The organism is Campylobacter sp. LMG 7929, assembly GCF_024723595.1.
Classification (GTDB): domain Bacteria; phylum Campylobacterota; class Campylobacteria; order Campylobacterales; family Campylobacteraceae; genus Campylobacter_D.
Genome location: NZ_JANQCY010000003.1, coordinates 70,469 through 85,879 on the forward strand (window position 1 = coordinate 70,469; position 15,411 = coordinate 85,879).

17 protein-coding genes and 1 other RNA gene are annotated in these 15,411 nt (G+C 30.1%); 8 read left to right on the forward strand and 10 right to left on the reverse strand.

Annotation, left to right across the window (positions count from 1 at the left end):
* Window positions 1-6: 6 nt before the first annotated feature.
* From rplI to rnpB, 8 genes are all read left to right on the forward strand, one after another.
* On the forward strand, window positions 7-450 hold the full coding sequence (gene rplI, locus CAMP5118_RS02095) for a 50S ribosomal protein L9 (protein ID WP_114640308.1): 444 nt from the start codon (window positions 7-9) through the stop codon (window positions 448-450).
* Window positions 450-992 carry an ATP-dependent protease subunit HslV gene (gene hslV / locus CAMP5118_RS02100; protein WP_133318899.1) on the forward strand — a complete coding sequence of 181 codons (543 nt, stop codon included), beginning with the start codon at window positions 450-452 and terminating at the stop codon, window positions 990-992. Before rplI ends, hslV begins: the two co-directional genes overlap by 1 nt.
* Entirely contained in the window at window positions 989-2,308 is a 1,320-nt protein-coding gene (gene hslU / locus CAMP5118_RS02105; RefSeq protein WP_039618284.1) for an ATP-dependent protease ATPase subunit HslU, read from the forward strand. Before hslV ends, hslU begins: the two co-directional genes overlap by 4 nt.
* Window positions 2,305-3,177 carry a GTPase Era gene (gene era, locus CAMP5118_RS02110; protein ID WP_337216500.1) on the forward strand — a complete coding sequence of 291 codons (873 nt, stop codon included), beginning with the start codon at window positions 2,305-2,307 and terminating at the stop codon, window positions 3,175-3,177. The genes hslU and era overlap by 4 nt, the downstream gene beginning before the upstream one ends.
* On the forward strand, window positions 3,167-3,916 hold the full coding sequence (locus CAMP5118_RS02115) for a hypothetical protein (protein ID WP_337216501.1): 750 nt from the start codon (window positions 3,167-3,169) through the stop codon (window positions 3,914-3,916). The genes era and CAMP5118_RS02115 overlap by 11 nt, the downstream gene beginning before the upstream one ends.
* 27 nt (window positions 3,917-3,943) lie before the next feature.
* Window positions 3,944-4,177, forward strand: coding sequence for a hypothetical protein (locus CAMP5118_RS02120; protein WP_337216502.1), 234 nt, complete (start codon window positions 3,944-3,946; stop codon window positions 4,175-4,177).
* Window positions 4,140-4,679 carry a hypothetical protein gene (locus CAMP5118_RS02125; protein ID WP_337216503.1) on the forward strand — a complete coding sequence of 180 codons (540 nt, stop codon included), beginning with the start codon at window positions 4,140-4,142 and terminating at the stop codon, window positions 4,677-4,679. Before CAMP5118_RS02120 ends, CAMP5118_RS02125 begins: the two co-directional genes overlap by 38 nt.
* Window positions 4,680-4,705: 26 nt before the next feature.
* Window positions 4,706-5,030: RNase P RNA component class A (gene rnpB / locus CAMP5118_RS02130), an RNA gene on the forward strand.
* Here the strand turns inward: rnpB and CAMP5118_RS02135 are convergent.
* The 10 genes from CAMP5118_RS02135 to CAMP5118_RS02180 all read right to left on the reverse strand — a co-directional run bounded on the left by CAMP5118_RS02135 (window position 5,025) and on the right by CAMP5118_RS02180 (window position 15,383).
* A complete protein-coding gene (locus CAMP5118_RS02135; RefSeq protein ID WP_263679417.1) occupies window positions 5,025-5,261 on the reverse strand; it encodes a hypothetical protein in 237 nt (78 codons plus the stop codon). The genes rnpB and CAMP5118_RS02135 overlap by 6 nt on opposite strands.
* Window positions 5,237-5,608 carry a flagellar export chaperone FliS gene (gene fliS / locus CAMP5118_RS02140; RefSeq protein WP_263663313.1) on the reverse strand — a complete coding sequence of 124 codons (372 nt, stop codon included), beginning with the start codon at window positions 5,606-5,608 and terminating at the stop codon, window positions 5,237-5,239. Before fliS ends, CAMP5118_RS02135 begins: the two co-directional genes overlap by 25 nt.
* 18 nt (window positions 5,609-5,626) lie before the next feature.
* The gene (fliD, locus tag CAMP5118_RS02145; protein WP_337216504.1) at window positions 5,627-7,927 is read right to left on the reverse strand and encodes a flagellar filament capping protein FliD; all 2,301 of its coding nucleotides are present in this window, start codon (window positions 7,925-7,927) and stop codon (window positions 5,627-5,629) included.
* 2 nt (window positions 7,928-7,929) lie between these two features.
* Window positions 7,930-8,271 carry a FlaG family protein gene (locus CAMP5118_RS02150; RefSeq protein WP_263679419.1) on the reverse strand — a complete coding sequence of 114 codons (342 nt, stop codon included), beginning with the start codon at window positions 8,269-8,271 and terminating at the stop codon, window positions 7,930-7,932.
* A 121-nt stretch (window positions 8,272-8,392) separates the two neighbouring features.
* Complete coding sequence (locus CAMP5118_RS02155; protein WP_337216505.1) at window positions 8,393-10,186, reverse strand: menaquinone biosynthesis decarboxylase; 1,794 nt, start codon at window positions 10,184-10,186, stop codon at window positions 8,393-8,395.
* Window positions 10,187-11,113: a hydroxymethylbilane synthase gene (gene hemC / locus CAMP5118_RS02160; protein ID WP_337216506.1), complete on the reverse strand. Its 927-nt coding sequence runs from the start codon at window positions 11,111-11,113 to the stop codon at window positions 10,187-10,189.
* Window positions 11,104-11,499 (reverse strand): FxsA family protein, encoded by a 396-nt coding sequence (locus CAMP5118_RS02165; RefSeq protein ID WP_263663308.1) that lies wholly within the window; start codon window positions 11,497-11,499, stop codon window positions 11,104-11,106. Before CAMP5118_RS02165 ends, hemC begins: the two co-directional genes overlap by 10 nt.
* On the reverse strand, window positions 11,496-13,196 hold the full coding sequence (locus CAMP5118_RS02170) for a proline--tRNA ligase (protein ID WP_337216538.1): 1,701 nt from the start codon (window positions 13,194-13,196) through the stop codon (window positions 11,496-11,498). The genes CAMP5118_RS02165 and CAMP5118_RS02170 overlap by 4 nt, the downstream gene beginning before the upstream one ends.
* Window positions 13,183-14,490 carry a glutamyl-tRNA reductase gene (gene hemA / locus CAMP5118_RS02175; protein WP_263706170.1) on the reverse strand — a complete coding sequence of 436 codons (1,308 nt, stop codon included), beginning with the start codon at window positions 14,488-14,490 and terminating at the stop codon, window positions 13,183-13,185. Before hemA ends, CAMP5118_RS02170 begins: the two co-directional genes overlap by 14 nt.
* Window positions 14,490-15,383 (reverse strand): polyprenyl synthetase family protein, encoded by an 894-nt coding sequence (locus tag CAMP5118_RS02180; RefSeq protein WP_337216507.1) that lies wholly within the window; start codon window positions 15,381-15,383, stop codon window positions 14,490-14,492. The genes hemA and CAMP5118_RS02180 overlap by 1 nt, the downstream gene beginning before the upstream one ends.
* Window positions 15,384-15,411 lie beyond the last annotated feature (28 nt).

The window sequence follows — 15,411 nt, forward strand, 5'->3', positions numbered from 1 at the left end:
AAAACAATGAAAGTATTATTGATTAAAGATGTAAAAAGCTTAGGAAAAGCAGGGGAAGTTAAAGAAGTAAAAGATGGATATGGACAAAATTTTTTAATTGCCAAAGGTTTTGCTAAGGCTGCTACACATGAAGTTTTAAAACAATATGAAGCAGAGCAAAAGAAAAAGGCAGAAAATTTAAGATTTGAGCTTGCAAATTTGGAAAAATTAAAAGAAGAATTATCTAAAATCACTATTTGTATAGCTAAGCCTGTGGGAGCTAATGGAAGCTTGTTTGGTGGGGTTACTAAAGATGAAATCGCTCATGCACTAAAAGAGCAAAAAGGCATAGAGCTTGATAAAAAAAGCCTAGAATGTGATACTATAAAAGAACTTGGCGTGCATGAAATTTCAGCAAAATTAGGCCATGCGATTCATGCTGTATTTAAGCTAGAAGTTAAAGGAGAATAATGTTTCACGCAACTACAATTTTAGCTTATAAAGGTAAAAATAAGTCTGTAATTGGTGGAGATGGACAAGTAAGTTTTGGAAATACTGTTTTAAAAAATAATGCAGTTAAAATTAGAAAATTAAACAATGGAAAAGTATTAGCAGGCTTTGCAGGAAGCACTGCTGATGCTTTTAATCTTTTTGATATGTTTGAGAAATTGCTTTCTAGTTCTAAAGGTGATTTACTAAAAGCTGCAATAGATTTTTCAAAAGAATGGCGTAAGGATAAATACCTAAGAAAACTTGAAGCAATGATGCTAGTATTAGATAGAGATCATATATTTTTACTTTCAGGAACTGGAGATGTAGTTGAGCCTGAAGATGGCGCTATAGCAGCTATTGGTAGTGGGGGTAATTATGCACTTTCTGCTGCAAGAGCTTTAGCCAAACATTCAAATTTAGATGAAGAAGAATTAGTCAAAGAAAGCTTGCAAATAGCTGGTGAAATTTGCATTTATACTAATACAAATATTAAAACTTATGTAATTGAGGATGATAAATGAATTTAACTCCAAAAGAGATTGTGAAATTTTTAGATGATTATGTAATTGGACAAAAAAATGCTAAAAAAATCATAGCAATTGCTTTAAGAAATCGTTATAGAAGAATGCAGCTTAGTCCTGAACTTCAAGATGATATCATGCCAAAAAATATTTTGATGATAGGATCAACTGGGGTTGGTAAAACAGAGATTGCAAGAAGGCTTGCTAAGATGATGGGACTTCCTTTTGTAAAAGTTGAAGCAAGTAAATATACTGAAGTTGGTTTTGTTGGGCGTGATGTAGAAAGCATGGTTAGAGATTTAGCTAATGCTGCTTTAAATTTGGTAAAAAATGAAGAAAAAGAAAAAAATAAAGAAAAGATTAATGAATTTATAGAAAATAAGATTTTAGAAAAACTTTTACCGCCTTTACCAAAGGGTGTTAGCGAAGAAAAACAAGAAGAATATCAAAATTCTTTAGAAAAAATGCGCGTGAAATTAAAAGCTGGTGATTTAGATGATAGTACAATAGAAGTTGAAATTTCACAAAGCGTGTTTGATACTAATCCAAATTTACCACCTGAAATGGGTGCTATGCAAGATATAGTAAAAGTTATTGGTGTGGGTAATAAAAAAGTTAAAAAAGAAATGAAAGTAAAAGATGCAAGAATAGCTTTAGCTCAAGAAGCAAGTGAGAAAATTCTTGATATGGAAAGTATTAAAGGCGAGGCTTTAAGAAGAGCAGAAAATGAAGGGATTATTTTTATCGATGAGATAGATAAAGTAGCAGTTTCAAGCTCCAATTCAAACCGCCAAGATCCAAGCAAAGAAGGGGTGCAAAGAGATTTACTTCCTATAGTTGAAGGTAGTACTATACAAACTAAATTTGGACCTTTAAAAACTGATCATATTTTATTTATCGCTGCAGGTGCTTTTCATCTAAGTAAGCCAAGTGATTTAATCCCTGAACTTCAAGGGCGTTTTCCTTTAAGAGTTGAGCTTGATTCGCTAGATGAGGATGCTTTATATGCTATTTTAACAAGACCTAAAAATTCATTACTAACGCAATATATTGAGCTTTTAAAAACTGAAAATGTAGAGCTTGTTTTTGAAGATGAGGCTATTAGAGAAATAGCAAAAATAGCAAGCAAGGCTAATGAAGAAATGCAAGATATTGGTGCAAGACGTTTGCATACAGTAGTGGAAAAACTTTTAGAAGATATTAGTTTTGAAGCAGATGAATACGCAGGTAAGGTATATAAAATAGACGATTTTAAAGTGCAAGTTAAGCTTGGAGATATCATAGAAAATAAAGATTTAGCTAGGTATATCTTGTGAAAAGTGGCTTTATAAGCATAGTGGGTAGAACTAATGCAGGAAAAAGTTCTATCCTAAATTCTTTATTAGAAGAAAAAGTTGCTATGGTTTCTCATAAGCAAAACGCTACAAGAAGAAAGATTAATGCAATTATAATGCATGAGAATCATCAGCTTATTTTTATAGATACACCAGGCTTGCATGCAAGCTCTAAAGCTATGAATCAGCTTATGATTGATTTGGCGATTAAAAGCATTGTAGATTGTGATGTGATTTTATTTGTAGCTAGTATTTATGATGATATTAAAGATTATGAAAATTTTTTAAGTTTAAACCCTAAAGTACCGCATATTGTGTTGATTAATAAGGTTGATTTAGTAAAAAAAGAAGTTTTGCTTAAAAAATTAAGCGAGTATTCTCAGTTTAGCTCACATTTTAGTGCTATTATCCCCTATTCTGCAAAGCAAAAATTTTATAAAAAAATTCTTTTAGATGAGATGATTAAGTATTTGCCTGAACATCCGTATTATTTTGATCCTGAGTTTATTACTACTACAAATGAAAAGGATATTTATAGAGATTTTATCTTAGAAGCTATATATGAAAATTTAAGTGATGAAATTCCTTATAGCACTGAAGTAAAAATAGAAAAAATTAAAGAACTAGAGCAAATTTATTATATCAATGCCATTATCATTACAGATAGTAATTCTCACAAAGGAATGATATTAGGTAAAGATGGTGCTACAATTAAGCGTATAGGTAAAGAAGCTAGAGTGAAAATAGAAAAATTAGCACAAAAAAAGGTAATGCTAAAATTATTCGTTCAACTTGAGAAAAATTGGCACAAAAACGAGCAAAACCTTAAGAAAATCCTTTATGATGAGTAAGAAAACTATTCTAAAAGATTTTCTTGCTTATGAAAAGCTTTTATATATTAAATTTGCAAATCCTATTAACGAAGATGAAATTTTAAAAAAGAGCTTTGAGGAGCTTGGTCTTAAAGATGATTTTTCTTATAAGCTAAAGTATTTTCAAGATAAATCTTTTGCATATGTATTCTTGTGCAAGTATGAAGATATTTTAGATATCGATTATATAATACCTGAACCCCTGCTTTTTGAAGTGTATTTTAAAAATAACACAAATAGCGAAAATCTTGCATTATTGTTTAAGGAAAAATACATAGTTTTAGTGGAGTATTTAGGATGTGATTTTCAAAATTGTAAAGTTATGCCATTAAATGTTTATGATAAAATATATAATGAAAAATTAAAAAATACTTATAAGCACATTATAAGCATAGATGATACTCAAAATCTTAGTAGTTTTGATAAATTTAATAGTAATATTTTTTATCAAAAATTACTAAAAAATTGCGATCAAGTCAAGATTAATTTTACCAACAAAGAAAAAATAAATCATTTAAAATCTTTTAGTTTTAAGATTTTATTGGCTTTTGTTTGTGGAGTTTTACTAGCTTTAGCTTATCCTTTGTATTTGTATACACAAAAATCATTTTATGAAAATGAGAAAACAAAATATGAAAATTTAATAAAAAAGCAAGATGATATTTTAGAACAGGTAAAAATTAATCAAAAGCAAAATCAAGAGTTTAAAAAACTATAAGAAGAAAATGAGTTAAAGGTTGATTTGTTGCAAAAATTTTATGCAAATACACTTTGTTATAAAGATTTTTATGATTTTTTAAAAGTTTTAAATTCTCATCAAGCTCATATAGAGGCTTTGCATGTTAAAAATAATGATTTTATTATAGAGCTTAAAAATGACTATGAATTTTATGAAGATTTTAAAAAGCATCATTTTGTATTAAAAAATAAAGAAGTTAATAATGGAAAAATCACTCTTGTTTTTGAAAAATCTTTATAAAAATTTAGAAAATATCTTTGCTAAGTTATCTGAGCGTGAATTTATATTGTCTTTGATAGTTGTTTTTGTTTTTGGTTTTTTCATGGTTTATATGGGTGTTTTTGATTATTTTGAAAAACAAATGAAATTGTCAAAAGATGAACTATATAATTTACAAACAAAATATGAGCAAAAACAAGAAGTGATTTCTGATTTAAAAGAAGATGAAAATATATCTTATAATGATCGCTCGTTTTTAAGTATAAATAAAGATTATCAAAGTATTTTAAAGGATATAGAAAAGAATCTTAATGGAGTTCAATCTTTGCAAATTCAAAGTTACAAAAGTCAAGATGAATATTTTGCTTGTTATGAATTAAGATTAAGTTTTGTTGGCGATTTCATTTTTTTAACGCAGTTTTTGCAAAAATTAGATCCTTATATAAAAGTTAAAAATTTAGAACTTGTAAAATATGAAAATAAATTAAAAATTACATTAAATCTTGTTTTTGCTCTGGTATAAAAATAATTTTTTTGGTAGAATTTGTCTAAACATGGCAAGCGATCGCTTCTTTTTGAAGAGGAAAGTCCGAGCTGCAATAAGACAAAGATTCCATCTAATGGATGGCTAGGGCAACCTAAGGGAAAGTGCAACAGAAAGAAAACTACCATATTTTATATGGAAAAGGTGAAACGGTAGAGTAAGAGCCTACCAGTAGCTTTGGTAACAAAGCTAGCTATGTAAACCCAATCTGCAGCAAGAAGGGGTGGTTTTTGTCTTATAATATAACCCTTCGCTTGAACTTGTTTGTAAAAACAAGTCTAGATAAATGATCGTTCTTGACAGAACTCGGCTTATAGCCATGTTTTACTTTATATAAGCAGAAGCTTTTTTGAGTTTTTGTAAATTAACAGCTATTTCATCTTGTTTTTTTTTCATAAAAGCTATCGCTTCATTAGTCAGTGCTAAAGCCTCATTGGGACAATCTTTGTAATCCGGTTTTTCCATAAGTTTGACTATTTTTTCTACATCTTCAGTATAAACAGCTAGTTTAAACTCATCAATCCATTTTTTTTCACTCATTTTTGGTGTACTTCTCTCCAAGCTTCCAATAAGCCTTTTACTACATTTATTACTTCATCCACTCTTGCTTCGCTGTTTTCTATATTTGCTAAAGAAAGAAGTTGTAATTCTCTAGTGTATAAGCCACTTAAATAATGTGCTACTTCGCCGCCCTTATCATAATCAAGACAATTTAACAATTCAATAAAAATAGCACTAGCTCTTTTTACATAATACACTCTTTCTTCTATATTTTCATTTTGTATAGCTATTTTTATCCTACTTGAAAAGCGTAAAATCCCACTGTATAGCATTTCTATAAGTTTCTCTTGGGATTCTACGCCAGTTTGATTTTGTGAATATGCGCTATAAACTGCACTATTTAGCATTTAAACCCTTTCTTTATTTTAAGAATTTTGATTGTTTGCTGCATTAATCATATTTGCAATAACACTTGCTTGGTTATTTAGTTTTGCAATGATACCATCATATGCTGCCCATCTTGACCACATTGTATCATATCTACTTTCTATGGAAGCTTTGGTGCTTTCTATGGTTTCATTTAGATTTTTTGATTCTTTTGTTAAAGATTCTTTATAACCTCCAAATGAACCTTCAGAACTCATTATTTCACCCATGGTATTTTTTAGCATACCAAAAGTTCCAGTTTCTTCTTTATAAACTGAATATAAGGTTCTAGAACTTAAACCAAATTTTTTCAAAAATTCATTATCACCTTGAATTTCTAAGTTGCTACCTGAAGTTCCTTTGATTTTAAATTGAATTTGTTGATTTTGATTGCCTTGGTTAATGATTTCAAAGCTAGCCTCTAAACCTTCTAAGCCAAAACTATTTATATGATCAACCAAATTTTTAGCTTTTTCAATATCATCTTTACCTGTTAATACAAAAGGATCTCCATTTGGAGTTTTGCTTAAATCTATGGTTGTATCATTATAAGTGATAGTAAAACTACCTTCTTTAAATGCTATATCATCTGTGCCAAGATTGCTTACTCTATCACCAGCTAAATCAATATCTTCAAAACCATTACTTCCTACGAAAAATTTTTCAGCTAATTCAGGATCTTCGTTAAATTTAGAGTTAAATTTTCCCGAATCAAAAGATAAAACACCATCGTTTAACGTTAAACCATAATCAGCCAAAGACAAACTTACTTTAGAGGAAACTTCAATCCCTTCTGAACTTTCACTATCACCAACCGTAACAGTTCCGTCTACTGTTATAGTTTGAAGTAAAATATTGTTTATCTCAGATTTTATATTATAAATTTCGCTAACACCTACGAAATTTCCTTTTGTGCCTGCATCGGGATCGTACTTTGTTGCTGCGTTAAGATTTATCATTAAATCATTATAAGCAGTAGCTAAACTTTCTAAAGATTGCGCAAGTGCTTCAGTGTCTTGAGAAACGTTAAAAGTTATCTCTCCTTTTTGTTTTAATTCCAAGGTAACATCTGGAGCGATATCAGTGATAGTATTAGTTGGTCTTGTCATTTTAACACCATCTACACTAAAGATAGCATCCATACCTTTTTGGATATGATTTTCATTGTTTGAAGCTACATTGTAGCCTTGTGGAGTGCTAGTATCTAGAGTAATGCCAAATTTACTACTTAATAATGAAGTAGCTTTGCCATCTCTAGCATAATTTGCTTGATCTATATTTCCTTCAGCATCAGTTGCATAACCACCATCAAATACGCTTAATTGTCCACCATTGGTAGCTCTAAAAGTTGGAGTTTTACCATCTGCACCAAAGCTTAATTCAACTTTTCCATTGGTTTGTTTTTTTAAGTCCTCTGCTAAACTTTCATAGGTTGTTTGATCATTTATATCAATAGTAAATCTATCATATCTTTCACCGTTTTTAATAACAAAAGTTAAAGATGTTTTTTCTCCTGAGTTAAGTAGTTTATCTGTGGTATTTCCACTCATACTTCCGGTTATTTTATCTTTATCAGTATCTCCAGCACCTGTTGGTCTAAAACCATACAAACCACCAGCGCTAATGCTATCTTTATCAAGTCCCCAACCCATAGCATTTAATAACTTTTCATCACCTGAAAAAGAAATATTGTTTTTAGTTCCTGTTTCAGTGCTTTGTACTACTAAGCGGTATGGATTATCTCTATCTCCTGTATTGACTATTTTAGCTTCTACTTTTCCACCTGTTGCAGCATTTATTTTTTCTGCAAGCTGAGATACAGTAGTGCTTTCATCAATATCGATTTTATAATCTTTTCCATCTTGGGTAATAGTAAAAGAAGTTTTGCCATCTACACCTTCTATACCTAAACTACCCATTACAGTGGCAGTTTTATCTTTAAATCCATTACTTTGATATACGTCTTTTTGTGCAAGTTGATCAACAATAACTTTCATGTTTGTAAGGTTAGATAAAGATCCTACTACTAAGCTTGCAGCAGCGCTATCTCCACTTACGCTAGGTGATACTTTTTTCTTGTTAAATTGTGAAGCATCACCTAAGCTATTTACGGCTGTTTGAAACGCAAGTAGCTTAGCTTCAAGTTCTGCTAGGTCTTTTTGTCTTGAAGTATTAGTTTCAAGCTGTGAGTTATAAAGACCTAAATGCGCATTCATTTCTGCTTCTTTTAGCTTGTTTAATGTATCGCTTGTTAAAACTCCTGAACCTATTCCTAAACTTCCTAAACTACCTACTGCCATAATTAACTCTCCTTATCAAAAATAGTGCCAATAACACCTTGAAAATGTTCTATTAGCTTCATAACTTCCTCGCTAGGAATTTTACGTATTAACCTACCAGTATCTTTTTCGGTTACACTAACATACATTTCATTGATTTTATCATTATATGCAAAACGTACGTTTGTTTCTAGTGTTTCCATTTGATTATTAAGTTTTTCTGTTGCATTTTTCAATTTTTCATTTAAATTCTCATCTTGATTATTTAAATTAGTTTGCTGTTGATTTTCTTGAGATACTTTTCCAGTACTTTTTGTATTAAATTGTGCTGTGTTTGCATCCCTTTGAATATTTCCAATGTCCATTTTAAACTCCTTTTTAAAAGACTTTAAAATACTCTATCGACATAATTTTAAAAAACTTAATATTTAGATTAAAAATCTCTATATTATTAATAAGCAAAAAGTGTTCTCAAAAAGCTTAAAATTAAAAAATTTCAAACTTTTTGAATAATTTTTCATCATTTGGAAGTAAATTTCTTGTAATAAGTCTATCTATGACTTCTTTAGAGCAATTTGTCATTAAAGGCCATTCTTTATGATAATCTTCTAATGATCCTTTATTTGTTGCATCAATCGCAACGCAATCTTTTTTGATAAATATATCTCTTTTTGCATCTATATTATTTACCACACGCCAAATTAGCATATAAGGATTTTCTAAAATAGCATCTGAATCTAAGAAAACTAAAATTCTAAAATGTTTTTTATAAGTTTGTAATTTTTCAAAAACTTGAGTTATTTTTTCTTTTTTATCTATCAAAATCACGCAAACTGGAGCAAAGGTTTGAGTGTAAAATTGCTTTAATTTTAAAATACTTTGATCTTTTTCTTTAAAAAGTGAAAGTAAAGCCTCATCGCTTAGAATTTCAAGTTCAACTTTTTTCTCATCACCACATGCATCAAGCCCTGCTTTGCCACCATAACAATAAGTGCTTGAAGCATGGTCGAGTTGATCACAAATTCCTTCGCTAATAAGTAATTTTTCTTCATCAAAGCGATTGAGTATATAAGGTATGAGTTTGTCATAATCTTTCAAACAAGGCGCATTTTCATCAACAAAAATAGCATGTTTTACAAAACTCATTTGCCCTACTCCCCAAAAAGTATGCATTACTTGTTTTGCATGAGCTGGGTATTTTGCTTCTATTTTGGCCAAGATTAGATTATGAAAAACCCCATTTTCAGGCATGTTATAATCTATCAAATCAGGGGCATTTGTTTGAAGTAAAGGCAAAAAAACTCTTTCTGTTCCAAGTCCCATGTATTTATCTTCCAAAGGTGGTTTTCCCACAACAGTAGCTTGATAAATCGCATTTTTTTTAGCAAAGATTTTTTCTACTTTTAAAATAGGACAAAGTTCAACAGGGGTATAAAAACCTGTATGGTCTCCAAAAGGTCCCTCAGGTGCGAATTCATTTGGATCTACAAAGCCCTCAATTACAAAGTCACTATCATAAGGTACATAAAGATGGTTACTTTTGCATTTTGCCAAAATGGCAGGTTTTTTCTTGATAAAACCATAAAGTAAAAGTTCAAAAATTCCTTTTGGCAAAGGCGCTTGAGCACACCAAATATATAAAGGATCTCCACCTATGGCTATGCTTACTGGCATTTTTTGATTTGCTTTTTTATACTCATGGAAAAAATGGCTCGCATCTTTGTGAATTTGCCAATGCATAAGCAAGGTTTTTTCATCAACTACTTGCAAACGATACATTCCAAGATTATTTTGCTTTCCATCTATACTTTGAGTATAAACTTGCCCCATGGTGATAAAAGGCGCAGCATCTTTTTCCCAAGTTTTTAAAATAGGCATATCATATAATGAATTTAAGCTTTTATAGTTGAATTCTCCATCTTTTTTAATGCGTTTTGGTGGGATATTTTTTAAATCAAGCAAGGTTTTGAAAAAATTTAATTTTGCACCAAAGCTTTGTGGTATATGCATTTTAAGTAAAGAGCTAATTTCTTTAGCTATATCTTCATAGTCTTTTTCAAATGCTAATTTTAAAGCTTTTTCATTACAAAAAGTATTTAAAAGAACAGGATAATCATATTTTTTACCATTTTTGACTGCACTAGTAAAAAGTAAGGCTTTCGAGTCTTCTTTTTTGACTTCTATATAAGCTAAATGTGCCATCTCAAGATCAACATCAACAGGCTCATGAATGGTTTTTAATAAATTATTTTTTTCTAAAAGATCTATGAATTTTTGCATTTATATCATACTCTCTGCTTCTTTTAAAATTTCTTTTGCACCTTTTGCTATCATTTCTTTAGCTAAAAGTTCGCCCGCTTTTGCGTAATCTTGCTTATCAATCATTCTTTTTTCTTTGAGAATTTTACTTGCATCAGGTAAGCCTACTATGGCGCGAATTTCTATTTTTTCATCAATGATTTTTGCATTAATACCTATAGGTACTTGGCAGCCACCTTCTAGAGTTTTTATAAAATCTCTTTCTATATGGGTTTCTATAAAGGCATTTTCATCATTTAAACATTCAAGGTATTTTAAAATTTGTTTATCATCAATGCTTTCTATACCTAAAGCTCCTTGGGAAGCTGCGGGTATCATCTCATCAAGCTCAAAAGCTCTAATGTATTTTATTTCTTTATCTAAACCTAAGCGTTTAATACCAGCTAAAGCCAAAATAATAGCGTCAAATTCTTTAGCTTTAAGTTTTTCTAAGCGCGAGTTGATATTACCTCTTAGAGAAATGATGTTTAAATCAGGCCTTAACGCTAAAAGTTGCATTCTTCTTCTAAGGCTTGTAGTGCCTACTTTTGCACCTTTTGGGAGAGCATTTAAGCTTTCATAATACTCGCTTAAAAAAGCATCATTTACCACTTCTCTTTTGGAAATAGCAGCCAAAACTAAACCTTTTGGGAAAAAACTAGGCACATCTTTTAAGCTATGCACAGCTAAATGCGAATCGCCTCTTAACATACTTTCTTCAAGTTCTTTTGTGAAAAGTCCTTTTCCACCTATTTTAGCCAAAGGTGAATCAAGTAAAACATCGCCTTTAGTTTTAAAACCTTCTAAAGAAATTTCTAATTCAGGATGTGTTTGAGATAATTTATTTTTTACATACTCACTTTGCCATAATGCAAGTCGGCTTTTTCTTGTTGCGATGATTAATTGCATTTTTTATGCTCCTGTATGATTTCTACATCTATGATTTCTTCTTCGTTGTTTGTTTGATGATATTTTCTTTTTTGTTTTGTAAATAATTTTAATATCATCATAAAAAATAAGAGTAAAATTCCTAAAAATGTACTTAAAATTCCTGGTATTAAAAGCAAAATTCCTACTATGGTTAAAGAAAATAATTTAATCATACCAAATAAATTTGTATTGGTATTTTGCATAGTGATGAGATTTGTCCAAGTCTTTGCTAAAAACATTGCACCTAAAAACATACTTGCAAAAACTATCATAAAAAAATTTAAAAAACCAAAAAAGGTTATAAATAAAATACTAGCAATTAATTCTAAAATCAAAAATGCACTTAAATTTGTTTTTACCATCATAGAATTTTCTCTAAGTGTGAAATTACTTCTTGGGTTTTCAAAACTTGTTTTTCTAAGGTATTTCTATGGATCAACTCTACTTCATCATTTTCTAAGCCCTTACCTATAACTAAAGCATAAGGAAAGCCCATTAATTCAAAATCATTAATCTTTACACCAAAACGCTCATTTCTATCATCAAATAAAATCTCTTTATCACTAAAATGAGTGTAAATTTGTTCAGCAAATTCCATAGCTTTTGTGTCTTTTATATTAGAAACGATAATATCTAAAACAAAAGGAGCTAGAGTTTTATTCCAAATACAACCTTTTTCATCATGGCTTGCTTCTATGGCAACAGCTACTAAACGGCTCACCCCCATACCATAACAACCCATAGTGAAAAATTGAGCTTTACCATTTTCATCTAAATAGCTTGCATTCATTGCTTTTGAGTATTTATTTCCAAGTTTAAAAATATGCCCTACTTCAATACCCTTGCTTTGCTTAAGCTTATGCTGGCATTTTGGACAAAGATCATGTTCTTTAACTGCTGCAAGATCTTTAAAGCGTTCTTTATTTAAATTTACAACATTGATTCCGACTAAATGATAATCTTTTTTATTTGCACCAATAATCATATTTGTTTCATTTTCAAGCTCATGATCAATATAAAAATCAACGCCATTTAATCCTACAAAGCCGATAAATCCTGGTACCAAACCTGCTTTTTCTAATTCTTCTTCACTTACATCGGCTAATTCTAGTGCATTTGCTGCATTTAGTGCTTTAACTTCTTGTAATTCATCATCACCGCGTATAAAAAATACTACAATTTTTTCTTCATTTTCATAAATAGCTTTTTTAGCAATAGCTTTAATAGTATAGTAAGGGTTAATTTTAAAAAATTCCGCTAATTCTTCTATAGTTTTTACATTTGGAGTGTGAAATTGTGTAGCAAAGTCAACTTCTGGCCTTTCATCTTCACAACTTTTTTTAGCTCTTTTTGCTGCTTCAATATTTGCAGCATAATCACAATGCTCACATAATAATATATCATCCTCGCCATTTTTAGCCAAAACCATAAATTCTTTTGAACCACTGCCACCAATAGCCCCGCTATCAGCTTCAACAGCTCTAAATTCAAGTCCTAATCTTGTAAGAATTTTACTATAAGTTTCATGCATAAGATTAAATTCTTTGTCTAAATCAGCTTCGCTAGCATGAAAGCTATAGCCATCTTTCATTAAAAATTCCCTACATCTTAAAAGTCCAAATCTAGGCCTAGCTTCATCTCTAAATTTAAGTCCTATTTGATATAAATGCAAAGGAAGTTGTTTGTAAGAATTTATTTTATTTCTTACTAAAGCTACCATAGCTTCTTCATGGGTTGGCCCTAAAACAAAATCATTTTCTTTTCTATCTTTAAAGCGTAAAAGCTCTTTACCAAAAACATTAAATCTCCCACTTTCTTTCCAAAGTTCAGCTGGAGTATTAAAACTTAAATTTACTTCTAAAGCCCCTGCTTTATCCATTTCTTCTTTGATGATATTTTTAATCTTATCTAAAACTCTTTTTCCTAAAGGTAAAAAATTATACAAACCACTTCCAATTTGTTCTACAAAGGCACCTTTAACTAAAAATATATGACTTGGTAAAGTAGCATCTTTTGGATTTTCTTTTGTGCTTATGGCATAAAATTTACTAAATTTCATGATTATTCTCCAAATTAAATTCACATTTATAAAGGTTTAAACCTTCCATATTTTCATTTTTTAAATCAAACACATAACGCATAGCATTAATTACTGAATCATTTTGCATAGTTCCGCTTAGTTTTTTTAAATTTACGCTAGGATGATGTAAAAATGCATTCATTACTTGTCTTATAAGCTTTCTTGCTTCTTCATGGTTTGAGTGCTTTAAATATCCTTTATCTATAGCCTTTTGTAATTGTTCTTTAGCGATTTCATCAGCTTGTAAGCGTAATTGCTTAACTAAAGGCAAGGTTGCTAGTTTGCTTAGATGTTGAAAAAACTCATTTGTCATAGTGCCTACTATGGAATAAGCAATTTGGGCTTGGTGTTCTCTTAGAGTTAAATTTTTTCTTACAACTTCTTCTAAGTCATCAACGGCATAAACTATATTTTTTTCATTTGCTTTCACATCAATATCCCTAGGCACTGCTATATCAAAAAAATATCTTTTATAATCTTTTTCTTCTAATAAATCATTAGTTATGATAGCATGTGGAGCATTTGTGGCGCTAAAAAATATCTCATATTGATTTAGTGCTTCTTTTAAATTTGCAATACTTTCATAGCTTGCATTTTCACCTAAATCCTCGCAAAGCTTTTGGGCATTTTGTATATCTCTATTTAATATCAATACTTTAGCCTTGGCATTTAGTAAATGCTTACAGGCTAGTTCGCTCATTTCACCTGCACCTACTACAACAGCAGTTTTATTTTCTAAATTTACAAGTTCTTTAGCTTTTGCCACCGCCACTGAAGCAACCGAAATAGGATTTTTAGAAATTTCAGTTTGATTTCTAACATTTGCCGCACATTTAAAAGCATAATGCACTGCTCTAGTTATATGCACACCACATCTTTGCTCTTGCAGGGCAAATTTATAAGCATCTTTTAATTGTCCAGCAATTTGTGTTTCACCAATAACCAAGCTATCAAGCGAACTTGCCACAGAAAATAAATGATGGATGGCTCCGCTATCTTCGTAAAAATCAGCCTTGATGCTTAAATTTTCTCTATCAACTCCACAAAGCAAACTAAGTGTTTTTAAAATATGCTCATTAATGCTTTCAACATCCCCAACAAAAAGAAAAATTTCAACCCTATTGCAAGTACTAAGCACTAAGCTTTCTAAAATTTTATTATTAGTATGGATTAGCTTTAGTAATTCTCTTTTTTTATCTTCATTAGAAAAGGAAAGTTTTTCTCTAGTAGCAATATCTGTATTTTTATGTGTAAAACTGATGCAGTAATAATGCATTAAAATTCCCTTTCTATCATGCTTTTAATAATATCTTCTAAATCTTTTATATTGTATTTTTTTATAGCTTTTAGTGCATTATTTGCACAAGTGTTTAGTTCTTGGCCAACTTGATTAAAAATTTCATGCTCTTGCATTTTACTTTTAATCCAAGCAAGCTCATTCACACTTAAATCTTTCTTGTAATAAGACTTAAGTATTTCTTGATCTTGTGGATTTAATTTTTCGTGTAAATATATATAAGCAAGAGTGGTTTTACCTTCTTTAAAATCATTCATAGCAGGTTTACCTAAAGTTTGCTCATCACCTTTGATATCTAAAATATCATCTACAATTTGAAAAGCTAAACCTAAATTTTTACCATATTCTGCAAAATCATCTTCATTTAAATTAGCAAGTATTGCCCCACACCTTGCACTAGCTTCGATTAAAATGGCTGTTTTATTATATATCATTTGTAAATAAGCGTTTTTATTAGTATTGAAAGTTTCGCTTAAATTTACATCCATTAATTCACCAACAGAAAGCATTACAACGGCATTAGAAATGATTTTTGCTAATTTTAAATCAATCAAAGAAAGCTCATAGAAGGCTTTTGAGTATAAAATATCTCCAAGCATGATGGCATTTTTAGCTCCAAATTGTGCATTGATAGACTTTACACCTCTTCTTAATTTTGCTTCATCAATCACATCATCATGCAATAAGCTTGCAGCATGAATTAACTCTATAATAGCACAGATTTTATAGCTAATATCACTTTCCCCAGCTATTTTTAAAAGTAGTTTTGAGCGTAATTTTTTACCACCTTGAAGTTTTGAACTCATGGTTAAAATAGGCTCATAATTTAATTCAGATAAAAATTCATGCATATACTGATCGATCTTTTGCACTATGCTTTCCTTAGTTTTCTTATAATTA